Source organism: Collinsella sp. OM04-5, from assembly GCF_003439125.1.
Taxonomy (GTDB): domain Bacteria; phylum Actinomycetota; class Coriobacteriia; order Coriobacteriales; family Coriobacteriaceae; genus Collinsella.
In genome coordinates, this window is record NZ_QSUU01000005.1 from 133,499 (window position 1) to 157,429 (window position 23,931).

Annotated in this window: 17 protein-coding genes and 1 tRNA gene; 11 read left to right on the top strand and 7 right to left on the bottom strand. The window is 60.5% G+C overall.

What is annotated here, in order from left to right; all coding sequences use genetic code 11:
• The first annotated feature begins 4 nt into the window (after window positions 1–4).
• The 3 genes from def to DXB53_RS04520 all read left to right on the top strand — a co-directional run bounded on the left by def (window position 5) and on the right by DXB53_RS04520 (window position 3,189).
• Window positions 5–541 carry a peptide deformylase gene (gene def / locus DXB53_RS04510; RefSeq protein WP_117583490.1) on the top strand — a complete coding sequence of 179 codons (537 nt, stop codon included), beginning with the start codon at window positions 5–7 and terminating at the stop codon, window positions 539–541.
• A gap of 330 nt (window positions 542–871) precedes the next feature.
• Entirely contained in the window at window positions 872–1,792 is a 921-nt protein-coding gene (gene fmt, locus DXB53_RS04515; protein WP_117583491.1) for a methionyl-tRNA formyltransferase, read from the top strand.
• Window positions 1,789–3,189: an RsmB/NOP family class I SAM-dependent RNA methyltransferase gene (locus DXB53_RS04520; protein WP_117583492.1), complete on the top strand. Its 1,401-nt coding sequence runs from the start codon at window positions 1,789–1,791 to the stop codon at window positions 3,187–3,189. Before fmt ends, DXB53_RS04520 begins: the two co-directional genes overlap by 4 nt.
• A gap of 160 nt (window positions 3,190–3,349) precedes the next feature.
• Here the strand turns inward: DXB53_RS04520 and DXB53_RS04525 are convergent, their stop codons facing one another.
• The 7 genes from DXB53_RS04525 to glgB form a co-directional block, all read right to left on the bottom strand.
• On the bottom strand, window positions 3,350–3,586 hold the full coding sequence (locus DXB53_RS04525; RefSeq protein ID WP_117583493.1) for an FmdB family zinc ribbon protein: 237 nt from the start codon (window positions 3,584–3,586) through the stop codon (window positions 3,350–3,352).
• Between the two features lie 88 nt (window positions 3,587–3,674).
• Window positions 3,675–6,971 carry a 4-alpha-glucanotransferase gene (locus DXB53_RS04530; protein WP_117583494.1) on the bottom strand — a complete coding sequence of 1,099 codons (3,297 nt, stop codon included), beginning with the start codon at window positions 6,969–6,971 and terminating at the stop codon, window positions 3,675–3,677.
• Window positions 6,972–7,189: 218 nt separating this feature from the next.
• Window positions 7,190–9,517 carry a glycogen synthase GlgA gene (gene glgA, locus DXB53_RS04535; protein ID WP_199409677.1) on the bottom strand — a complete coding sequence of 776 codons (2,328 nt, stop codon included), beginning with the start codon at window positions 9,515–9,517 and terminating at the stop codon, window positions 7,190–7,192.
• A 90-nt stretch (window positions 9,518–9,607) separates the two neighbouring features.
• On the bottom strand, window positions 9,608–10,735 hold the full coding sequence (gene glgD / locus DXB53_RS04540; RefSeq protein ID WP_117583495.1) for a glucose-1-phosphate adenylyltransferase subunit GlgD: 1,128 nt from the start codon (window positions 10,733–10,735) through the stop codon (window positions 9,608–9,610).
• Between the two features lie 4 nt (window positions 10,736–10,739).
• Complete coding sequence (locus tag DXB53_RS04545; RefSeq protein ID WP_006233920.1) at window positions 10,740–11,888, bottom strand: glucose-1-phosphate adenylyltransferase; 1,149 nt, start codon at window positions 11,886–11,888, stop codon at window positions 10,740–10,742.
• 108 nt (window positions 11,889–11,996) lie between these two features.
• The gene (locus DXB53_RS04550; protein WP_117583496.1) at window positions 11,997–14,423 is read right to left on the bottom strand and encodes a glycogen/starch/alpha-glucan phosphorylase; all 2,427 of its coding nucleotides are present in this window, start codon (window positions 14,421–14,423) and stop codon (window positions 11,997–11,999) included.
• Window positions 14,424–14,515: 92 nt separating this feature from the next.
• A complete protein-coding gene (gene glgB / locus DXB53_RS04555) occupies window positions 14,516–16,783 on the bottom strand; it encodes a 1,4-alpha-glucan branching protein GlgB (RefSeq protein WP_117583497.1) in 2,268 nt (755 codons plus the stop codon).
• A 331-nt stretch (window positions 16,784–17,114) separates the two neighbouring features.
• On the opposite strand from glgB, the gene DXB53_RS04560 reads away from it, so the two are divergent.
• From DXB53_RS04560 to rfbB, 8 genes are all read left to right on the top strand, one after another.
• Entirely contained in the window at window positions 17,115–17,804 is a 690-nt protein-coding gene (locus tag DXB53_RS04560; RefSeq protein ID WP_117583498.1) for an HAD family phosphatase, read from the top strand.
• Between the two features lie 9 nt (window positions 17,805–17,813).
• A complete protein-coding gene (locus DXB53_RS04565) occupies window positions 17,814–18,455 on the top strand; it encodes a thiamine diphosphokinase (RefSeq protein ID WP_117583499.1) in 642 nt (213 codons plus the stop codon).
• Between the two features lie 70 nt (window positions 18,456–18,525).
• Window positions 18,526–18,601: transfer RNA gene (locus DXB53_RS04570), tRNA-Ala, on the top strand.
• Window positions 18,602–19,384: 783 nt separating this feature from the next.
• On the top strand, window positions 19,385–19,930 hold the full coding sequence (gene loaP, locus DXB53_RS04575; protein WP_233503804.1) for an antiterminator LoaP: 546 nt from the start codon (window positions 19,385–19,387) through the stop codon (window positions 19,928–19,930).
• A gap of 66 nt (window positions 19,931–19,996) precedes the next feature.
• Window positions 19,997–20,746, top strand: coding sequence for a sugar transferase (locus DXB53_RS04580; protein WP_233503805.1), 750 nt, complete (start codon window positions 19,997–19,999; stop codon window positions 20,744–20,746).
• A complete protein-coding gene (gene cps2T, locus DXB53_RS04585; RefSeq protein WP_117583502.1) occupies window positions 20,746–21,909 on the top strand; it encodes a beta 1-4 rhamnosyltransferase Cps2T in 1,164 nt (387 codons plus the stop codon). The genes DXB53_RS04580 and cps2T overlap by 1 nt, the downstream gene beginning before the upstream one ends.
• 7 nt (window positions 21,910–21,916) lie before the next feature.
• Window positions 21,917–22,816, top strand: a complete 900-nt coding sequence (gene rfbA, locus DXB53_RS04590) for a glucose-1-phosphate thymidylyltransferase RfbA (RefSeq protein ID WP_117583503.1) — start codon at window positions 21,917–21,919, stop codon at window positions 22,814–22,816.
• A 9-nt stretch (window positions 22,817–22,825) separates the two neighbouring features.
• A complete protein-coding gene (rfbB, locus tag DXB53_RS04595; RefSeq protein ID WP_117583504.1) occupies window positions 22,826–23,863 on the top strand; it encodes a dTDP-glucose 4,6-dehydratase in 1,038 nt (345 codons plus the stop codon).
• Window positions 23,864–23,931: the final 68 nt, after the last annotated feature.

The window sequence follows — 23,931 nt, forward strand, 5'->3', positions numbered from 1 at the left end:
GGCCATGGAAGCCAACGGAATCGTACTGTCGCCCGACCCTCGCCTGCGTCAGGAGTGCGCCGTGATCGAGGAGATCACCCCAGCGATCGAGGCGCTTGCCGAGAAGATGAAGAAGATGATGTTCGACAACGGCGGTTGCGGCCTGGCTGCTCCGCAGATCGGCGAGCTTATTCAGCTCGTCACCATTGACTGCGACTACAGCGACAAGAACGACTACGACCCGTACGTGCTCATCAACCCTGTCATTGTTGAGCAGAGTGACCATCTGGTGCCGTTTAGCGAGGGCTGCCTGTCCATCCCTGGCATTAGCTGCGAGATCGAGCGTCCCGACCATGTCGTCGTAGAGGCGTACGACTTGGACGCAAACCTGATTCGCTACGAGGCTACGGGCGACCTGTTCTGCGTGTGCCTGCAGCACGAGATCGATCACCTGCATGGCAACACTATGTTCGAGCGACTGAAGCCCATGCAGAGGCTCAAGGCCGTCAAGGAGTACCAGGACGCCCTGGCCCGCGGCGCTCGACCGGGCGAGACGGAGTAGGTTAATTGTCCGTCCCTGGGATGGGGCCCACACATATCATCCCGTGCTCAAACATTCTCGCTTTGCTGCGAAACTGCGCGCGGGACGATATGTGTGGGCCCCATCCCAGGGACTACGTTGTCGCTCTTCGTTTCGCCCGGGTGCCGTCGGGCCAGGGAGGGGCGTCTTCGCTGATAGGTGCTTTCTTGGGAGGGCTGCTTTTATGCGGCTCTTTCTTTGTTTTTGGGTATATTTGTTTCTGTTGAACTATTCTTGCGGCTGGGCGCGCTTGCGACCAGGAACGCTTTTTTGTAGCCGTCTCGGCTCGTTATTGAGAGGAGACTAACTTTTATGCGTATTGTGTTTATGGGTACGCCTGATTTTGCTGTGCCTTCTTTGACTTCGCTTGTTGAGGCTGGGAATGAGATTGCGCTTGTTGTTACTCGTCCTGATGCTGTTCGTGGGCGTGGTAAGAAGCTGGAGCCGTCTCCTGTTAAGGCTAAGGCGCTGGAGCTGGGGTTGCCGGTCATTGAGGCGAATCGTATGACGCCTGAGGTTGTTGAGGTGCTCCAGGCTGCCCAGGCTGATATTTTCTGTGTGGCTGCCTATGGCTGCATTTTGCCCGATGAGGTGCTGCATATGGCACCGCTCGGCATTGTGAATGTTCATGCGTCCTTGCTGCCTCGTTGGCGTGGGGCTGCTCCTATTCAGCGTGCCATTCTTGCTGGTGATGAGGTTGTTGGCGTTTCCATTATGCGCATTGGGCATGGCGTGGATACCGGCGCTTATTGCGCCCAGGCGTCTACGTCGGTTGCAGGCAAGCATGCCGAGGCACTGACTACGGAGCTTGGCGAGCTGGGCGGCAAACTGCTTGCCGATACGTTTCCTTCTCTTGCCGATGGCACCGCCGTGTGGACTGAACAGGATGAGGCGCTCGTTACCCATGCTGCCAAGATCTCCAAGCAAGAGATGCGTCTGGATCCGCACATGGCGGCGCTTGATTGCGTGCGTCATGTGCTGGCCTCGTCCGATACCGCGCCTGCTCGTTGCGTGATTGCCGGCAAGACCGTGCGCGTGCTCGACGCTGCGCCGGCTGATGTGTCGCTTGGTGAGGGGCTCGTCGCCATTCAGGCTAAGCGTGTTTACCTTGGCCTTTCCGATGGCTCGGTTGAGTTGCTCGAGGTTAAGCCTGATGGCAAGCGTGCTATGGCCGCTTCTGCTTGGGCTGCTGGCCTGCAGGGTGCCGATCTTTCGTGGGGTGTTTTGTCATGAGCAAGCTGTCTCCCGCGCGCAAGCTTGCGCTCGATGTGCTGATGGAGGCCGATCGCCGCGGCATGTACGCGCGCGACGTGCTCTTGTCCCGTGCTTCCGCCAGGGCCATTGACCAGCGCGATTCCGCTTTTGCCGCCCGCTTGGCGCTGGGTGTTGCCGCCACGCAGGGTATTTTGGACGAGCTGCTCGACCAGTTTCTCGATAAGCCCAAAAAGGTCGCTCCGCGTGTGCGCATGGCGCTTCGTATCTCGGCCTTCGAGATGCTCTACCTGCATACGCCTGGCCGCGTTGCCGTAAGTCAGGGAGTTGAGCTGGTTCGCTGCGGTGCTAAGTCCGCCGCTGGCTTGGCCAATGCTGTACTCCATAAGGTTTCAGACAATGTTGAGGACTTTGCTACTGCGTCCGATGTGGATGAGTCTGAGCGACGCTTGGTTCGTCTGTCGCGTCTGATGGGTCTTCCTCGCTGGCTGTGCGCTCGCATTATGGCGTCGTTTGACACGCCAGAGGGTGCGCTTAACTTTGCCGGCAATCTGGCCCCCGCGCCGCTGGCCCTGCATGAGAACGCCTTTGCGACTAATCCCGATCCGTATATCTCGCAGCTTGTGGCACCCGTGTTCCCGGGTTGCCATGCCCCGGTTGATGCCCAGGTTACCGTTGCTTCGGGTGCGTTTGAACGTGCTGCCGCGGTGGCATCTGATCTCAACGCGCAACTTATCGCCACAGCTGCCACGCGCCCTGGTAGCTGCCTTGAGATTGGTGCCGGTCGTGGCACCAAGACCTATGTGATGATGTGCCAGGCCAAGCGTACGGGCTATGAGCGTCAGCATACGGCGCTCGATCTGCATGATCGCAAGTGCGATTTGAATCTCGCTCGCCTGCATAAGGCTGGTATTCAGGGCGTTCGCACGGTTTCGGGTGATGCTTGCGAGCTTGATGAGGTGCTCACATCGTTTGATGCCATGCTTGGCGAGCCGGTTAAGTTCGACACGGTCTTTATCGATGCGCCGTGCTCTGGCACCGGCACCATGCGCCGTCATCCCGAGATCCCGTGGCGCCTGACCGAAAAGGATGTGACGGTTGAGCTACCCAAGCTGCAGCTGACGATGCTCAAGGAAGCCGCTGCGCGTGTGGCTGCCGGCGGCGAGCTCATCTATGCGACGTGCTCGGTCTTTGATGAGGAGAACACGCAGGTTGTGGATGCGTTCTTGGCGTCGCCCGAGGGTGCGGACTTTAGCCTGGAGCCGCTCTCCGAGGCGCAGATTCTGCAACTCCCCGATTTCGAGCAGGCCAAGAAACTGGTAGCCGTCCGTCAAAACGACCGTGGCCTCTTCCAAAGCGTCCCCGTAAACGCCGACTCCTACGACGGCCACTTCTGCGCTCGCCTGATCCACAACTAACTACTAATTTGCGGTGAAATAGGGATTGAATAGCGGCTTCTACCTGCCAAACTGTCCTTATTTCACCGCAATTCATAAGGAAACCTGGCCTGATAATTAGCTACCCATTGCGCAAAGAAATAGCCCCGCGATCGGTGTTGATCGCGGGGCTGATTGGTTTCTAGTGGCTGTGCGGGCAGTTGGCGCAGCAGCCACTCGTGGCGCTGGTGCTGGAGCCGCCGCTTCGCTGGTCGGTGTTGTAGAAGCCGCTGCCCTCAAACTTGATGCCGCTGGCCGAGAACGTCTTGGCGGCCGGAGCGCCGCAGTTGGGGCACACGACCTCGGGGGTCTCGGACATGGGATGCTCAACCTCAAACACGTTGCCGCAGCTCGAGCACTTGTAATCGTAGCGCGCCATAATACTTCCTTTTCAGCACAAAGCGGGCAGATTACTCTGCCCGCAAAAATTCAAACGTCTGTAACTGTACCCTATATCGGGCGTTTTATCACGCTTCGCCCCAGAATCTATGCGTGTTGCGCAGGAGCTGTGCGGTTTTGCTCTCGGCGGCCGCAACGTCGGCCTCGTCAGCCTGCCAGGTCCAGTTGCCCGTGGCCACGCCCGGTACGTTCATGCGCGCGTCGTCGCCCAGCCCCAGGACATCCTGCAGCGGCATCATCACCAGGGGAGCGTCGCTTGTCAGCGCGTCACTCATCAGCTTGGCTGCCACCTCAACACCGCTCGGCTCGTCGCCGCCCGCAAAGGAGCGCGTGCACCAACCCGCGAGCGTCGACGTGTCGTGAGTCGATGTGTACAGGATCTTGCCGGGCGTAGGGTGCACGCCGCAACGAACGTCGTAATCGCTAAACTCCAGTACGTCCATACCGGGGAAGCCGCAAGTCGAAGCCATGGCGCGAACACCGGGCGTCAGGTAGCCCAGGTCCTCGGCGATAAAGTTGAGCGGCCCCAGCTCGTCATAGGCGGTCTGGAACAGGTCCTTGCCCGGGCCTGCCAGCCAACGCCCGTCGGCGCAGGCCTTACCCGCGGGAATGCTAAAGTAGCTGTGGAAGCCCAGGAAGTGATCCAGGCGCACGCGGTCGTAGAGCGAAAATGCACGACGCAGGCGATCCATCCACCAGCTATAGCCGTTCTGCTTCATGTGGTCCCAGCGGAACGTCGGGTTGCCCCACACCTGGCCCTCGGGCGCAAAGTTGTCGGGCGGCGCACCGGAGATCTCGATTGCCTTACCGGTATCGGACAACCAGAAGTTCTCGGGCTCGCTCCACGCGTCGGCCGAATCGTCGGACACGTACATAGGGATATCGCCGATGACCTCGATGCCCTTCTTGTGCGCATAGTTCATGAGCTCGCACCAGGCCAGGTCAAAGCGGTACTGCATGTACGCCTGAAGCTCGGCCTCGTCGTGGAAGCGCTTGTCGTCGATCAGATGCTCGTTGTAGCGCGCGACATCTGCCGGCCAATCGTGGCGCGATTCGCCCTCAAAGTACTTTTTGACGGCCATGTAGACGCAGTACTTCTCGAGCCAATCGGCATTGCGATGTTTAAACGCGGTGTACAGCGGATCGGCATCCTCGCCGCCGCGGGCCTTCCAGGTCTCAAAGTCGGCTGCCAGCTCCTCGTGGCTCTCGGGCAGCAGGTCGATATTGCCTGCAAAGGCCGAAGGACCGGCGTAAGGGGAGCGGAAGAAGTCCGTGGGGTTGACAGGCAGGACCTGCCAGTAGCGCATGCCCATAGCGGCCAGATGATCGATAAAACGACGCGTGGGCGCACCGATTGTGCCGGGGTTGCCGTCGTCAGTCGGCACCGAGGTGATGTGGCACACAACGCCCGCACCGTGATCGAGCGGCTCCTGCAGGCGCTGCTCGGCGTGGTGATAGATGATCGACGACCCCAGCGGATACAGATCGAGCGTGACCGTACCATTGTGGATCTCGCACTCGTGACCGCTGATCACGTCGCTCGCGCATTCGCCGAGCGCTGGAATCGTCACGCGGTGCGAATTGCGCAGGCTGCGGTTGATGATAACCGTCGCGGACTCGCCATCCTTGCCCGTGCGGTTGTATGCCAGTACCTCGTCGTTGAGCGCGAAGGCCTTGATCTCGCCGTCGATCATAAATGGCAGAGCGCGGCGCACAGCAGATGCGTTCTTGACGATCGCGAACGTATCGAAGTCGTGCAGGTCTTCCTTCAAAGGCAGCGTGCGGCGATTGCCCGGATCGGTCAGGCCCTCCAAGCCGTACTCATCGCCGTAGTAGATTGAAGGCACACCGGGGAAGGTCATCTGCATGAGCGTGGCGAGCCAAAAACGGCTCTTGGCCAGGCCCATCGAGTTCTCGTCCAGGCGCCATTTGCTGCGCTCGCACTCGGGCAGCTGCGACTCGTCGGGGCCGCCGCCGAGCACCGAGATGATGCGCGGACGGTCGTGGCTCGAAAGCAGATTAAGTGCGCAGGACAGGGCCTCACGGGGATAGTTCTCGCGCAGGGTTTCGATATCCTCGGCTGCCTGGTAGGCGTTCTTGTAGCCCATCAAAAAGCCGATGACCATGTCACGGAAGGGGTAATCCATAGCAGAGTCCAGCTCGGAGCCCTGCAGGTAGCGGCGCAGATGACCGTAGCTAATCTTGTTGGAGGCGTCTTCCCAGACTTCGCCGAGCAACAGTGCATCAGGCTTTTCGGCAAGTACGGCCTTCTTGATCTCGGCCAGAAAGGCGTCGGAAAGCTCGTCAGCGACGTCCAGACGCCAACCATGGGCACCGGCGCGCAGCCATTTGCGGATCACGCCGTCCTTGCCCAGGAGCTTCTCGCGCACCAGCTCGGACTTCTCGTTGATGGCTGGCATGTTGCCAACGCCCCACCAGCAGTCGTACGAGCCGTCCTCGTGGAAGGTAAACGCATCGCGCCACGGCGAATCCTCGCTCTGCCAGGCACCCACGCCGGGGTAGTTGCCGTAGCGGTTGAAATAGATCGAGTCATCGCCTGTGTGGTTGAAGACACCGTCCAGGATGATGGAGATGCCCAGCTTCTCGGCTGCCTGGCACAGCTCGGTAAAGTCCTGCTCGATGCCCAGAATCGGGTCGATCTTGGTGTAGTCGGCCGTGTCGTAGCGGTGGTTGCTCGCGGCTTCAAAGATGGGGTTGAAGTAGATGGCCGTAAAGCCCAGCTCGGCGATGCGGGGCAGGTCTTCCTGGATGCCCTTGAGCGAGCCGCCGTAGAAGTCCCATGTCTTGATGGAGCCGTCCTCGGCACGCTCGTACACGGGCGGCTCGTTCCAGTCCTCGACCATGCGGCGCTGGATTCCGTTGCGCGGTTTTTCGACCTCGGCCAGCGTGCGCTCGCGCCAGTGCTCGTCGCGGGCATAGCGGTCGGGGAAGATCTGGTACACCATGCCGCGCTCGTACCAGGCGGGGCGGTTGTCGCGGTGCTTATAGACGGTGATCTGGAACGAAGGTACCTCGGCGTAGTCGTAGGTTACGCCTTCGCCGCCGGTGCGGCCCTGCGGTGCGCCCAGGCGAACCTCGGGCTGGCCCTCGATATTGCAGATAAAGCTGTACCAGATAAGACAGGGCTCGGTACACTCAAGCTCTACGGAAAATATGCCGTCGCCTTCATGCGTCATGGGATACCGAGACTCGCCGATCTCATCGACCCAGGTGCGCAGGGTGAGCGTTGCCTGGTTGGGGTCGGCATCCTCCAAGATCACCGAGAGCGAAACGGAAGTGCCAGTGGTAACAGCGCCAAACGGAGTGCGAAACTGCGGCAGGCGGCTGTTGTGTATCAATCTCATAGTACGGTCCAGTTCAATAGAATCATGGCCTGCTGGCCATGGGCTTTACGCACAGGATGTAAGTATATCTGTTGTACACAGGCTGTATAAACAACATCCGTTTACCATCGGCGAACGGTTGTCCTAGAAAATCGTTTTACCAACTATCCACAGAGAAGGGGCGCCCGGTTGGAGCGCCCCTTACTTATGGTTTGATGAGGTTTTGGATCGTCTGTGGGCTAGCGGCGCTTGCGGGTGGCCGTTGCCTTGCGGACGGACGTCTTCTTGGACGGCGCTTTTTTCTCGGTCGCGGCGGCGGGGGAGACCGGGGGCTCCTTGGCGGGTTCGACCTTAGGCTCGGCCTTTGCCGTAGCCTTCGGAGCGGTTTTCGGTGCCGGCTTGGGCTTTGCCTCGGGCTTGGGCTCCTCTTTGACGGCGGCGGGCTTAGCCTCTGCCTTGGCAGCTGCGGCCTTGGTCGTGGACTTCTTGGCCGTCGTCGTTGCGCGCTTGCGCGTGGTGGTCTTGGCGGTCGGCTTGGCCTCGACAGCTGCCTTGGCCTTAGGCTCGGCGGCTGCCTCCTTAACCTTGACGGCGGGCTTTGTGGCAGCCTTCGGAGCGGCCTTGGTCGCAGTAGCCTTGGCGGCCGTCGACTTCGTTGCCGTGGTCTTCTTGGCAGCTGTTACCTTCTTGGCGGTCGTTGTCGCCTTCTTGGCAGCGGTCTTTGCCGGAGCCTTGGCGGCCGGCTTGGCCTCAGCGATCTCGGCCTTTACCTCAGGAGCGACCTCGGGTTCGGCGGCCTTCTTGGCAGCTGCGGTGGTGCGCTTGCGCGAGGTCGTTGTCTTGACAGCGGTGGTCTTGGTTGCCGTCGCTTTGGCCGCTGTGGCCTTCTTAGCCGTCGTCTTACGAGTCGTGGTCTTCTTAGCTGCAGGCTTCGCAGCTGGCTTGACCTCGGACTCTGCCTCAGGAGCAGCCTCAGCCTTCACCTCAGACTCGGCCGTAACGGGCTCAGCTTCAACCGGCTTCTCTTCGGCCTTGGGCTCCTCAGCGGCCACCGGCTCAGCAACAGCCTCAGGCTCGTCGACAACAGCCAGCGGGCGCTCGATCTCCGGGTGCATAAAGAAGTACAGATCCAGATACTTGTCTGCCGAGCGCGTCCAGCTAAAGTCCTGGCTCATGGCCTGCGTGACCAGCTGGTTCCAAGCGTCGCGGTTATCCCAGAACAGGCGCGCTGCGCGGAAGACCGCGTCGCCCATCTCGTCGCCGTTAAAGTTGCTAAACGAGAAGCCCGTGCCCTCGCCGGTAAACTCGTTATACGGGATCACGGTGTCCTTCAGGCCACCGGTCTCGCGCACGATGGGCAGCGTACCGTAGCGCATGGCGATGATCTGCGACAGGCCGCAGGGCTCAAACTTCGAAGGCATCAGGAACATATCGGCGCCAGCGTACATGCGCTGCGACAGCGCCGGATCGAACTCGATGCGCGCGGCCATGGTGCCGGGGTACTTGTCCTGGAAGTAGCGCAGGCCGTCCTCGTAGTCGCGGTCGCCGGTACCCAGCACGGCCACCTGAACGCCGCCTGCCAGGATGCGGTCGAGCGCGTACATGACCAGGTCCATGCCCTTTTGGCGCGTCAGGCGCGTGACCATCACCATGAGCGGACGGTCGTCGCGAACCTCGAGCCCCAGTTCCTCCTGCAGCTTGGCCTTGCACACGGCCTTGCCGGAACGGTCCTCCACGGTGTAGTTGGCGGCAATGCGCTTGTCGGTCGCCGGATCAAAGCCCGCGACGTCGATGCCATTCAAAATGCCCTGCAGCGCATAGGAGCGCTCGCGCAGCACACCGTCCAGGCCCTCGCCAAACTCGGGCGTCTGGATCTCGTTGGCATAGGTGGGGCTCACCGTGGTAATGGCGTCGGCATAGCGAAGCGCGCCCAGCATGTAGTTGACGCTGCAAGCGTCGCAACGCAGCTGTGAGGCGGCCGCGGGAATATGCGCCACACCCAGGATGTCCTCCATCACGGTGTCGCTAAACTGGCCCTGGAACGCCACGTTGTGGATCGAGAACACGGTCTTGACGCGGTCGTACAGCGGCAGGCCCTGGTAGAACTCGCGTAAGAACACTGGTGCCAGCGCCGTCTGCCAGTCGTTGCAATGCAGGATGTCGCACTCAAAGCCGGCCGGCAGGTGCTGCAGGCTCTCGGTGATGGCCTTGGAGAAGAACGCGAAGCGCTCGCCGTCGTCAAAAAAGCCGTACGGATAGTCGCGCGCAAAGTAGCGCTCGTTGTCCACGAACATATAGGTGACGCCGTCGCGCTCGAGTTTCTCAAGCCCGCAGTACTCGTTTCGCCAGCCTAGGCTCACGTAAAAGTCGGCAAAGTGCTCCATCTGCGCCTTGTACTCGTCCTTGATGGTGGCGTACTTGGGCACCATCACGATAACCTCGGCGCCGGCGCGCACAAGCGCCGCAGGCAGCGAGCCCGCCACGTCACCCAGGCCACCGGTCTTTACAAACGGTGCGCACTCGGCCGAGGCAAACACGATCTGCATCTTTTTGCTGGAATCAGCCATATTGTCTCCCATGTTGCAATTCGAGAATAGCCGCCTGGCGCTAACCGGGCGGCTATTCTACATTTTACGAGCGATGTTGCGGTGCCAACGTTAACGTACGATGGTGGTGTCGGAAGTTAACGGAGCCTTGCCCAGCACCAGGATGTTCTCGGGCGTGCCGCGAAGCTCGGTGTTGGTGGGGACCACGTTGTTCTTGTCCAGAATGGCGTTCTCAACGCGTGCGCCGCTCTTGATGATGCAGCTCTGGTTGATGATCGAGTTGGTCACCGAAGCGCCTTCCTCGACCACGACGCCGCGCGACAGGATCGAGTTACGCACGGTGCCCTTGATGATGCAGCCGGCCGAGATGATCGAGTTGCACGCGTGGCTGCCGGTCGCATAGCGCGAAGGCGGCACGTCGTGAGCCTTGGTCAGGATCGGGCGCTCGGGGTCAAAGAGCTGATCGGCCACGGTCTGGTCGAGCAGGTCCATGCTGCGGCGGTACAGTGACTTCTCGCTAAACACGCCCACGACCTCGCCCTTGTACTCGTAGCTGCACACGTCGATGTTGCCAAAGTCGCCCTGAAGTGCCTCGAGTAGGTCCAGATAGTCGGCAGCCTGGTAGTGGTCGATGATCTCGAGCAGCGTATCGCGGTTGACGATGCAGCAGTCCATAGAGGCGTTGTCGCCGTACACGACGCCAGCGCTCACGCCCGTCAGGCGGCCGTTCTCGTTTATTTCGAGTTTGGTCTCGTCATCGACGTTGCGCGTGGCCTTGCAGTACACCACGGTCATCTGGGCGCCGGAGTTCTCGTGCGCGTCGATGATGGTGTTGAGATCCATGTTAAAGATGATGTTGGTGCCCATCATCACGACATAGGGCTTATCCGAGCGCTGGAACAGCGTCTTGTTGGAGATGATGTCGCGCAGCAGGAAGCGCATGCCACCCTTGGTGGTGCCATACGCGTTGCCGGGCACCATGAACAGGCCGCCCTTCTTGCGGTCCAAGCCCCAGTCCTTGCCCGAGCCCACGTGGTCGATCAGCGAGCGGTAGTTTCCCGGCATGACGACGCCGACGGTCTTAATGCCGGCATTCATCATGTTGGACAGCGGGAAGTCGATCAGGCGGTAGCGGCCCAAAAAAGGAACGGACGCGATGGGGCGGTCCTTGAGCAGCACGCTGCCGTAGGTCGAAGAGTAGTTAGCGGTGATATAACCGATGGCCTTGCGATTGATCATCGGATCATTCCCCCTTCCCGATAACGACGTCATTTCCAACGACGGCCGTATCCTTGGTGGTATCGACAGAGCCGAGCTTCACGCCCTCTTCGACCGTGGAGTTCTCGCCCAAAATTGCGCGGCAGATGTGCGCGCCGCTCTTAACGTGCGCACCCGGCAGCAGCACGGAGTCCTCGACCACGGCGCGTTCTTCGATGATGACATCGGTCGAAAGGATCGAGTGGCGAGCGGTGCCGTAAATCTTGCAGCCGTTGGAGACCAGGCAGTCGTCCAGGCGGCCGTCCGGGCCAATGTAGTGCGGCGGACGCGTGGTGATGTTGGACATGATGGGGAAGTGCTTGTCGAACAGATCGAACTCGGGGTTGTTGCCCAGCAGGTCCATCGAGGTCTCGTGGAAGCTGGCGATGGTGCCGACGTCCTTCCAAAAGCCGTGGAACTCGTAGCTGTACAGGCGCTTGCCCTCGCCGAGCAGCTTGGGGATGATGTCCTTGCCAAAGTCGTGGCTCGAGCGCTGGTCCAGAGCATCCTCCTCGAGCGCCTCGATCAGCACGTCTGCCGAGAAGATGTAGATGCCCATGGACGCGAGGTTCGAATCGGGCTTATCGGGCTTCTCGGTGAACTTGGTGATGCGGCCGTCCTCGGGATCGGTGGTCAGGATGCCAAAGCGGCTGGCCTCCTCCCACGGCACGGGCATAACGCTCACCGTGAGGTCGGCGTTGTTCTCAATGTGCGTCTTGAGCATCTTGCGGTAGTCCATGCGATACAGGTGATCGCCCGAAAGAATCAGGACGTACTTGGGGTCGTTAGCCTTGATGTAGTCGAGGTTCTGCGTAATGGCGTCGGCCGTGCCCGCATACCAGGCGCCACCGGTCTGCGTCTCGTACGGCGGCAGGATCGACACGCCGCCATCGCGGCTGTCCAGATCCCAAGCCTCGCCGGATCCCACGTAGGCATGCAGCAGGTAGGGGCGGTACTGCGTCAGAACGCCCACCGTGTCGATGCCCGAGTTGGAGCAGTTAGAGAGCGAAAAGTCTATAATGCGGAACTTGCCACCAAAGCTAACCGCCGGCTTAGCGATCTTTTGGGTGAGTGCCCCCAATCGGCTGCCCTGTCCTCCTGCGAGGAGCATCGCGATGCATTCTTTCTTACTCATCGATTTCTCCTTCTGTCATCGATGTTCCTAAACCCATTAGCGACGGGCGCGGCGCTCGGTCGCGCCCGTCGAGTAATGCCGTGCTGGCATAAGGGAGCTCGCGCGCCTTTACGCGTGCCAGATCTCGTCGCGGTACTCGCGAATGGTGCGGTCGCTCGAGAACCAGCCGGAGGAGGCAGTGTTGAGCAGGGCCTTGCGGTTCCAGGTCTCCTGGTCGCCATAGCTGCCGGTGAGCTTCTCCCACGCATCCACGTAGCTGCGGAAGTCTGCCATGACCAGGTCGGGGTCGTTGTTGTTCATGAGCTCGTTGTAGATGCTCTCGAAGTTGCCCGAAAGACCCGCAAAGGTGTTGTCCTTGAGCTCGTCCATCACGCGGCCCAGGCGGTCGCGATCGTTGTTGAGCGTATCCCAGGCAAAGTAGCTGTTCGACGCCCAAAGCTGCTCGACCTCGGGAGCGGTCAGGCCAAAGATGGCCTCGTTCTCGCGGCCGGCCAGGTCGGCGATCTCGATGTTGGCGCCGTCGAGGGTGCCCAGCGTAATGGCGCCGTTCATCATGAGCTTCATGTTGGACGTGCCCGAGGCCTCCTTGCCGGCCGTGGAGATCTGTTCCGAGATCTCGGCGGCAGGGTAGATGAGCTGGGCGTTGCTCACGCGGAAGTTGGGGATAAAGCAGACCTTCATGACCTCGTTGACGCGCGGGTCGTTGTTGATGACGTCGGCCACCGAGTTGATCAGGCGGATGGTCTCCTTGGCAAAGGTGTAGCTCGAGGCTGCCTTGCCGCTAAAGATGAAGGTCGTCGGCGTCACGTGGAAGTTGGGATCGGCGATGCGACGGTTGTAGATGTCCATCACCTTCATGATGTTCATGAGCTGGCGCTTGTAGGCATGGAAACGCTTAACCTGAACATCGAAGACGGTGTTGGGGTCAATGACCAGACCGGTCTCGGCCTTGACGTAAGCGGCCAGGCGCTCCTTGTTGGCGCGCTTGGAGGCACCCACGGCCTTCAGGAACTCGGTGTCGTCCTTAAACTCCTTGAGCTTCTCCAGCTCAAAGGCGTCCTTCAGCCAGCCATCGCCAATGGCCTCGGTCACGAGCTTGGCGTAGGTAGGGTTGGCCTCGGCAAAGAAGCGACGGTGCGAGATGCCGTTGGTCTTGTTGTTGAATTTCTCGGGCGTCAGGGCATAGAAGTCCTTGAGCACGATGTTCTTGATGATGTCAGAGTGGATCTTGGCCACGCCGTTGACGCTGTGGCTGCAGATCACAGACAGGTTGGCCATGCGAATCTCGCCGTCCCACAGGATGGCGGTCTGGCGCAGACGCTCCTGCCAGCCCTCCTGCGTGGTGTCGAACGACTCATGCCAACGACGGCTGATCTCGTCGATGATCTGGTACACGCGGGGGAGGAGCTTGGAGAACGTGCCGATGGGCCACTTCTCCAGAGCCTCGGGCAGGATGGTGTGGTTGGTGTAGCTCACGACCTGCGTCACGATGTTCCAAGCGTCATCCCACTCGAGCTTCTTCTCGTCGATGAGGATGCGCATGAGCTCGGGGCCGCACATGGCGGGGTGCGTGTCGTTGGTGTGGATGGCCACAAACTGCGGCAGCAGCTCCCAGTTCTCACCGTGCTCCTTCTCAAAGGTGTCGAGCAGGCTGTAGATGCCGGCCGAAACGAACAGGTACTCCTGCTTCAGGCGCAGCAGACGACCGTGCTCGCCGGCGTCGTTGGGGTAGAGGATGGCGCTGATGGCCTCGGCCTCGGCGCGCTCGGCGTCGGCCAGGGCGTAGTCGCCGCGGTTGAAGGCCTCAAGGTCAAAGTGCTCCTCGACCGGCTCGGCGGCCCAGACGCGCAGCTTGTTGACGGTCTCGCCGGCATAGCCCACTACGGGGATGTCGTAAGGAACGGCCAGGATATCCTGCGTGTCCACCGTGCGGTAGAATGTGCGGCCGTTCTCCTTAAAGCCCTCAACATGGCCACCAAGCTTAATGGTCACGGCCTTGTCCTGACGACGAACCTCCCAGGGATAGCCGTGGGTGAGCCACTCATCGGTGGCCTCGACCTGACTGCCGTTGACGATCTCCTGCTTAAACAGGCCGTAGCGGTAGCGCATGCCGTTGCCGTAGCCGGCAATGCCCTCGGCTGCCATGGAATCCAGGAAGCATGCGGCCAGACGGCCCAGGCCACCGTTGCCCAGCGCCGGATCGGGCTCCTGGTTCTCGATGACGGACAGATCAAAGCCCATGTCGTCGAGCGCCTCGGCGACCATGTCGCGCACACCAAAGTTGAGCAGGTAGTTGTCGAGCAGGCGGCCGATCAAAAACTCAATCGAGAAGTAGTACACGCGCTTCTTGCCCTCGGCGGTGACGCGGGCGTCGCTTTTGGTGGCAACGGTGCGTGCCTTCTCGGCCACGAGCTTGGCCAGGGCGTTAAAGCGGTCCAGGTCGCTGGCGGCCTCGACGCTCTTGCCGCTGATGCTCATGACGGCATCGCGATAGAGCTCGGTAAACTCCTGCTTGTTGTCGAAGATCTTATTCATACGTTCCTTCCCCCGGGATGTTTCTCCCGGAACGGTTATGGCTTGTATCCTACGCCCCTGCGGGGCGGGTAATTGCAGTGGTAACGCTTTTGTTACGCTTTCCTGGCAGGAGCCTTAACAGCGCCTGTCTTGGCCTTGGGAGCAGCCTTTTTAGCGGTTGCCTTCTTGGCCGTGGTGGACTTAGCCGAAGCCTTGGCAGCGGGCTTGGCAGCCTTCGCCTTGGCCTTAGCCGGAGCCTTCTTAGCAGCTGCAGGCTTGGGCTTCACCGAGGACGTGCGCTTTTTGGGCGCAGCTTTGGGCTCCTCAACCACCGGCGGCTTGTAGCTGCTGGGACCGCGGCGCTTAAGCACTACGCCTGCCAGGCCGGGCACCTTCATCTCGATGGAGTCCATCTGCCCGTTCCAGGGATAGGGCTCGCTCGAGCAGGTGTAGGGCTCTTCACCGGCGTATCCGCTGCCACCAAACTCGGGACGGTCAGAATCGAAGATGACTTCCCAGTCGCCCTCGCGCGGCACGCCCACGCGGAAGCTCTCGTAGCTCGCTGGGTCAAAGTTGATCAGGATCACCAGGTCGTCATCGACGTCCTCGCCCTGACGCACAAAGCTCACGATGGACTGCCTGGAGTTGTCCGCGTCAATCCAGGTAAAGCCGTCGTCGGTGTAGCCGCGCTCGTACAGGGCGGGCTCGGCGGTGTACAGGTGGTTGAGCGCCTTGATAAACGCCTGATGATGGCGGTGTGTCTCGTACTCCTCGGTCAGGAACCACTGGATGGACTCGTAGTAGCGCCACTCAATAAACTGTCCGATCTCGTTGCCCATAAAGTTGAGCTTGGCACCGGGGTGCGTCATTTGGTAGAAGGCCAGCGTGCGCAGGCCGGCAAACTGGCGCCACCAGTCGCCCGGCATCCGGCCAATGAGCGAGCACTTGCCGTGCACGACCTCGTCGTGGCTCAGCGGGCAAATAAAGTTCTCGGTAAAGGCGTACATGATGGAGAACGTGAGCAGGCCGTGGTTGCCGGGGCGCCACGGAAAATCGGTCTGCATGTAGTGCAGGGTGTCGTTCATCCAGCCCATGTCCCACTTGTAGTGGAAGCCCAGGCCGCCGTCCTGCGGCGGATAGGTCACGAGCGGCCACGCGGTGGACTCCTCGGCCATCATCATCACGTCGGGGTAGTGCGCCTCTACAGCGCAGTTGACCTGACGGATAAACGCGCTGGCGTCCAGGTCCTCCTCGGTACCGTACTTGTTGAACTTCTTTTGGCCGGGATCGTCAATGCCAAAGTTGAGGTACAGCATGCTGGACACGCCGTCCATGCGAATGCCGTCCACGTGGAAGTTTTCGAGCCAGTACAGCACGTTAGAAACCAGGAAGGAGCGGACCTCGCCACGGGCGAAGTCAAACTTGTGCGTTCCCCAGTTGGGGTGAATCTCGTGCTCAAACAGCATGTGGCCATTAAAGGTGGCAAGGCCGTGGGCGTCGGCGCAAAAACCGCCGGGCACCCAGTCCATAATCACGCCGATACCTGCCTCGTGGCATGCATCGATAAAGTGCATGAGCTGCTGCGGGTTGCCGTAACGCGACGTGGCGGCGTAGTAGCCTGTCGTCTGGTAGCCCCAGGAGCCATCGAAGGGATGCTCCATAAGCGGCATGACCTCGATATGCGTGTAGCCCATGTCGCGCACGTAGTCCACGAGCTCCACCGACAGGTCGTCGTAGGTATAGAACTCGCCGCGCTGCGCGGGGAAGGGATCCATGGGGCCGGGGTAGTTGCCGTACTCGTCGGGCTCGCCCTGCGGCGCGTCGCCGTGGCGCTTCCACGAGCCAATATGCACCTCGTAGATGTTAAGGGGCTGCGACATGTGGTTATGGCTGGCGCGGCGCTTGAGCCATGCGGCGTCGTTCCACTTGTAGCCATCGAGAGTCCACAGCACGCTCGCGGTACCCGGAGGGCACTCGGCCTTAAAGGCGTACGGATCTGCCTTGTAGAGCTTTTCGCCCTCGTTGGTCTCGATGAGATATTTATAGAGCTGGCCCTGCTCGGCGCCAGGAATAAAGCCTTCCCAAATAGCGCTCGTATGCACGGGTACCAGCGGGTTGGCATCCTCATTCCAGTCGTTAAATTCGCCAATGACATGGACACTCTTTACGTCGGGCGCCCAAACGCAAAAGCGCCAGCCGCGCGTACGGTTCTGCGTGTCGGGATGCGCGCCCATCTTTTCCCAGCTGCGCTCCCACATACCAATGCCAAACAGGTAGACATCGTCCTTGGAGAGCTCCGGTGCGTGCGGAGCCGGTTTGCGGGTTGCGGGCTTTTTAGCCGTTGGCTTTAGCTTTGTATCGCTCACGTTTGATCCCATCATGACGCGGCAGCGTGTTGCCTTGGTGACTAGATGCGAAAGGTCCAAGGCTGCACGAATCGAAGGGACGGCGATAGTTCTATGATTCGTTCCACCTCGCGTGCTCGGTGGAACTTTCGGCACAAAATAAGATAGCACCTGTACGTTACTTTTATGAACGAAAGAGGATTTGCGGTGGCGTTTAATCGGTAAGCGCCATGTTTATACCACTTGCAGAATTGCCGTGGTAAAACTCTTGACAGTTTTACCAATTAGGGTTTCAAGATAGTTGGGTTGACGTTTGGTAAAACGTTTTTAGCAGGTTGTTTACCATTTGACATCGAAAGGTACGTTTATGTTCCAGACCGCCGCTCCCAATGCCGCTTTTATTTTCGATTGCGACGGAACACTGGTTAATAGCACCCCGGTTTGGGCCTATGCGCAGCCCGAGTTATTGCACCGCCACGGTGTTGACGTGACGGTCGACGATTTTGCCCAGTTTGAGCATTTGTCGCTCGAGGACGAGTGCCAGGCCTACCACGACACCTGGGGTATTGGAGCGAATGGCGAGGAGCTGTATCGCGAGCTGAGCGACATTCTGATCGATGGCTACTCTAAGGTGCCGCCACGCGAGGGTCTGCTGACGTTTTTGGAGCAGGCGAAGGCGGCCGGTATTGCCATGTGCGTTGCCACGTCCACGCCGGCCGAGCTGGTGCAGTCCGCGCTCGCTGGTGCCGGGCTCGACGCTTACATGGAGTTTGTTACCACGACGGGCGAGGCGGGACGCTCCAAGCAGTTCCCCGATGTGTACGAGCTGGCGCTGCGCCGTCTGGAGGGGCGCCATGGACACCAGTTTGACCGCGCATGGGTGTTTGAGGACGCGGTTTTTGGCCTAAAGAGCTCTGGGGTCGCCGGCTTTAAGCGCGTGGGCATCTATGACCCGCACGGCCGTATGAAGCGCGACGACGTACGCGCCAACTGCGATATCTTTATCGATGGCTATGAGGACCTGGATCTGGTCCGCGTGCTTTCGTTTGAGGGATAGGCGAGGGCTGTGGCTTGCAAGGTATTAGTGGTCTGCGGCTCGCCCGTGGTGGCGAGCGCGGATCTGTTGCGTAGGCTAGCAGGGGAGTGCGACCACGTTGTCGCCGTGGACCGCGGACTCGATGCGTTGCTGGGCGCCGGCCTGAGCTGCGACGTATATGTGGGGGATGCCGACACGGTGAGCGATGCAGGTCGCGCGCTGGTCGATGCCGCCACCGATTTTGAAGTTGAGCGCCACGATCCGTACAAGGACTATACCGATCTGGCGCTGGCGCTCGATTCCGTCCGACGCCGCTGGCCGGTTGCCGAAGTAGTTGCGACTTGCGCCACCGGCGGCCGCCCCGATATGGCCCTAAGCGTCCTAGGCCTATTATCCAACTACAAAGATGCTCCCGTCTGGATTGCCGAGGACAAGGTAGTCTCCCACATCCTTCGCGCAGGCGAATCGTGGGCCATCGAAGGCGCCGAGGGCAAGACGTTCTCCATCATCGCCATTGCCCCCAACACCGAGGTAAGCGAACACGGCCTAGAATGGGAGCTAGATCACGCCCCCCTGGGCTTGTTAGCCGACACGGGCATTAGCAACGTCGTCAGGTCAACAGCCACGATTCAAGTCCACACCGGCATCGCCATCGCTTTTCTATATCAATAGGCATTTAGAGTCTGGCTCAAAAAAGTCCTTGCACGCCGTGCCAACTTCCCCTATAGTATCTCCACGTCACGGGGGCGTAGCTCAGCTGGGAGAGCGCTTGACTGGCAGTCAAGAGGTCAGGGGTTCGATCCCCCTCGTCTCCACCATCGTGAATGCAAAGGTCTTCGGTATTTCGAAGGCCTTTTTTCATATGAAACACCACACGCCACAAACCCCACCTACGCCAACAAAAAGTTGCACAATTTATTTCCCATGTCTGTACATAGTTTGTTATCCAAACGCAATTACCAGTGCAGCTCGCTGCTCCAGTTTGGCTTCAGGAACGCACCTAATTATTGCCAGCACCCCAATAACCTGCGCCAACGTGAACAACATCCCAAAACAACCCCCTTAATCACGTCAAATGAACGATATGTTGTCCAACGCAGCCCAAATCAGTTTCACTAACAGCTTGTGCTAGGATACCTAACGTTACATGAGTTCAACTGTGCTCACGGCTCCAGCAAGTCATAAAGCGCAGGGTTGATCAGCATCCGGCCGTAACGGCGGTGCCAGAAACACCACGAGCTCCAATATCGATTGTCATGTGCGATTTTGCACTTGCTTTGTGGCTATTTATAAGCTCGCCATAGGCTGTGCAATATATTCTCATGACAAACCGCAGCAGTATTCAGCTGTTTGCGTGCGGACCACTTTTGAACTCTCTTGACTGGTTCGCACGCAGTCAGCTGAGGTTGCTGGCATTCTTGCGATACGTGCCTGTGACCTCAGCGCTGCTTGTATACATACCGTTCACGGTGGGGCAGAGCCACGTGCTTGTCTGACTGGGCTCAGGGTTTGAATATGGGGCGCCTTTGCGCACAAGCGCTCTGGCGTAGCCATACCCAAACCCCGTGAGCCACACGTAAGACAGCAAGGGGGTGGTACTCGTGTGGTATGTGATCCAGGTCATTAACGGTCGCGAAGACGTAATGCGCGAGCGCATCGAGCATATGGTGCCGGCAAGCGCCATGCAGGAGCTCTTTTATCCCCAATTTCAAACCGAGATCAAGGTACACGGCGAATGGGTCAATACGACCAAGCCGCTGTTCCCCGGTTATCTTATCTGCGACACGGCAGATCCCCGTACCGTGCAACAGTATCTGCTTCGCGTGGACGACTTTGCCCGGGTGCTATCCCAGGACGGTCAGTTTGTGCCGCTGGCAAAAGAAGAGGTCCAGCTTATTGGCAGCTTTACGCATAGGGGAGACCGCGTTGTGCCCATGAGCGAGGCCCTAAAAAACGGTGATCAGGTCGTAGTGACGGCAGGTCCACTGCTGGGCCACGAAGGCCTTATCAAAACCATTAACAGACGCAAAAACACTGCTTATTTGGAGCTCGACCTGTGCGGTCGACGCGTGACTACGCGCGTTGGTCTTGCCGTGCTTTCGGCCGAGCAGCGTGTAACGCGAAACCTTAAAAAGGCGATCGCTTAGCTGCAGACGGTCGCTATTCAGAACAGGGAGGATCCCCGACCCGGGGACGAAGTGTTGGAAGAGAACGTGTCGGATAAAACTCAATATACAACGGATGCGCCCGCAGGGGCGGCACTGATTGCTCAGGCCATGGACCGGCGCGAGGGCGTCGGCCGTTACAAGGCCATGCAATCCATCGTGGACTGGGATCGTTCGCGCCTGGCCTACCGCGCCGTTAAGCGCGCCTTTGACATCGTGTTCAGCGGCTGCGTGCTGGCCGTCATAGCCGTACCCAGCCTTGTGCTTGCCGCGGCCATCCGCCTAGAGAGTGAGGGCAACCCCTTCTACAGCCAGATCCGCGTTGGTCAGACCTGCCCCGACGGCAGCCTGTCAACCTTCCGCATGTGGAAGTTCCGCTCCATGTACAGGGACGCCGACGAGCGCCTCGCCGAGCTCAAGGAGCAAAACGAGATCGCCGGCGCCATGTTCAAAATGAAGGAGGACCCCCGCGTCACCAAGATCGGGAAGTTCATCCGCAAGCACTCCATCGACGAGTTCCCGCAGTTCCTGAATGTGTTTCTGGGTCAGATGTCCGTGGTTGGCCCCAGACCGCCGCTGCCGAATGAGGTCGCGGAGTACACCGAGTACGACCTGCAACGTTTGGCCGTGAAGCCCGGCATCACCGGCTGGTGGCAGGTTACCGATCGTAACTCAACTGGTTTCGACGGCATGGTCCGCCGTGATCTCGAGTACATAGCCAGGCGCGGAATTGTCACTGACCTCAAGATCGTCTTCCTCACGGTTCTGGAGGTCTTCAACGGGAGCGATGCGTACTAATGCAGCATGTTTTCATCATCGGATCCAAGGGGATTCCGGCAAACTACGGCGGCTACGAGACGTTCGTGGAGAAGCTGACCGAGAATCAGGTTTCGCCTGACATCAAATATCACGTGGCGTGCGCCGTGGATTCCGCCGAGCAAGTCGGCGAGTTCGAGCACAACGGGGCGCACTGCTTCAACGTGCTGCGCAGGCCTGTCGGTGCCGCGAGGGCGATCTTCTACGACATCGACGCCCTCAAGTGGTGCATCGCCTACATTGAGGAGAACCGAGTCCAGCACCCCATCGTCTACGTGCTGGCCTGTCGCATCGGGCCGTTCTTCGGCAGGTACGTGAACAGGATCCACGCCCTTGGCGGCAAGGTCCTCGTGAACCCCGACGGGCACGAATGGAAGCGCGCCAAGTGGAGCGCGCCCGTCCGCAAGTACTGGAAGGTCTCGGAACGCGGGATGGTCAAGCACGCCGACCTGATGGTGTGCGACTCCAAGAACATCGAGAAGTACATTCGAGGGGAGTATGCCGACCTGGACCCCGAGACGACTTTCATCGCCTACGGGGCCGACATCAGGCACTCCGCGCTCGCTGACGACGACCCCAAGTTCACCGGATGGCTCTCCGAGAAGGGCCTCGAGCCCTACGGCTACTACCTGGTTGTGGGACGCTTCGTGCCTGAGAACAACTACGAGACCATGATTCGGGAGTTCATGGCTTCCGACTCCAAGCGGGATTTCGCGCTCGTGACGGGAGTGGACGACTCCTTCCTCGCAGAGCTCGAGCGGAAGACGCACTTCAAGTCCGACCCACGCATCAAGTTCGTGGGAACCGTCTACGACCAGGAGCTCCTAAAGAAGATTCGTGAGCAGGCTTACGGCTACTTCCACGGCCATGAGGTCGGGGGCACCAACCCGAGCCTCCTGGAGGCGCTGGCATCCACGCGCCTTAACCTCCTTCTCGACGTCGGCTTCAACCGCGAGGTCGCCGAGGACTCGGCTCTGTATTGGAGTAAGGGATCCGGAGACCTGGCTGAACTTATTAACCGTGCGGACATGATGGACTCAAACTCGATCGAGGAGCTCGATACGGCCTCGACTTCCGTTATCCGCGACCGGTATTCGTGGCGGTCCATCACCGACAGCTATGAAGAACTTTTCCTCGGAAGGTAATAGTGCCATGAAGGGCATCATCCTCGCCGGCGGGTCCGGTACGCGCCTGTACCCGCTCACGCTCGTGACCTCCAAGCAGCTGCTGCCGGTCTACGACAAGCCCATGATCTACTACCCGCTGTCCACCCTCATGCTGGCGGGCATCCGCGACATCCTGGTCATCTCCACGCCGACCGACCTCCCCAACTTCGAGCGCCTGCTCGGGGACGGCTCGCGCTACGGCGTGAACCTCTCCTACGCGGAGCAGCCCAGCCCGGACGGCCTGGCGCAGGCGTTCACCATCGGCGAGGAGTTCATCGCCGGCGAGCCGTGCGCGCTGGTGCTCGGCGACAACATCTTCTACGGCAACGGCCTGTCGCGCCACCTGACGCGCGCCGTGCAGAACGCCGAGTCGGGCCGCGCCACGGTCTTCGGCTACCACGTGGACGACCCCGAGCGCTTTGGCGTCGTGGAGTTCGACCGCGAGGGCCGTGCCGTCTCCATCGAGGAGAAGCCCGCCGAGCCCAAGAGCTCCTACGCCGTCACCGGCCTGTACTTCTACCCGGGCGACGTGGCCGCCAAGGCGCATGGGGTGGAGCCCTCCGCCCGCGGCGAGCTGGAGATCACCGACCTCAACCGGATGTACCTGGAGGAGGGGACGCTGTCCGTCGTCACCCTCGGCCGCGGCTACGCGTGGCTCGACACCGGCACCATGGAGAGCCTCCACGAGGCCGCGGAGTTCGTCCGCGCCGTGGAGCACTCCCAGGACCTGCCCGTGTCCGTGCCCGAGGAGATCGCCTGGGAGAACGGCTGGATCACGACCGCGGAGCTGGAGGAGGCCGCGGAGGCCTACGGCAAGTCGGTCTACGGCCGGCACCTGAAGAAGGTCGCCGCCGGCGAGATCGTCAACAGCCCGCGCGAGTACTAATTCAATCCAATGGGAGATAGAAACCTGTCTGAAGAGCTCTTCGAGCCCAGGAACATCATCGTCACGGGCGGCTGCGGCTTCATCGGCAGCAACTTCGTGCACTACGTCGTGGACAACCACCCCGGCGTCCACGTCACCGTCCTGGACAAGCTGACCTACGCCGGCAACCCCGAGAACATCGCCGGGCTGCCCTCCGACCGCGTGGAGCTCGTCGTGGGCGACATCTGCGACGCCGCGCTGCTCGATGAGTTGGTGCCGGGCCACGACGCCATCGTGCACTACGCCGCCGAGAGCCACAACGACAACTCCATCGCCGACCCGGAGCCGTTCCTGCGCACCAACGTCGAGGGAACCTTCCGCCTGCTGGAGGCCGTCCGCAAATACGGCGTCCGCTACCACCACGTCTCCACCGACGAGGTCTACGGCGACCTTGCGCTCGACGACCCGGCGAAGTTCACCGAGGAGACGCCGTATCACCCGAGCAGCCCGTACTCGAGCACCAAGGCGTCCTCCGACATGCTCGTCCGAGCGTGGACCCGCACCTACGGGCTTCGCACCACGATCTCCAACTGCTTCAACAACTACGGCCCCTACCAGCACGTGGAGAAGTTCATCCCCAGGCAGATCACCAACATCGTCGACGGCGTGCGCCCCAAGCTCTACGGCCGCGGCGAGAACGTCCGCGACTGGATCCACACCGAGGACCACTCCAGCGCCGTCTGGGACATCCTCACCAAGGGCCGCATGGGGGAGACCTACCTCATCGGAGCCGACGGGGAGAGGAACAACATCACCGTGCTGCGCATGATCCTCGAGGCCATGGGGCGCGACCCCGAGGACTTCGACTGGGTCGCAGACCGCCCCGGACACGACCGCCGCTACGCCATCGACAGCACGAAGCTCCGGCGCGAGCTGGGCTGGAGGCCGGCCCACACCGACTTCGCCGGGGGGCTCAGGGCCACCATCGACTGGTACGTCGCCAACGAGTCCTGGTGGCGCCCGGCCAAGGAGGCCACCGAGGCGCGCTACCGCGCCCAGGGGCAGTAGGCCGGACCCCGGCGAACCGCACCGCGGGGCGCCCGCGCGGGGATGCAGGGCATGGGGATGATCCTGCG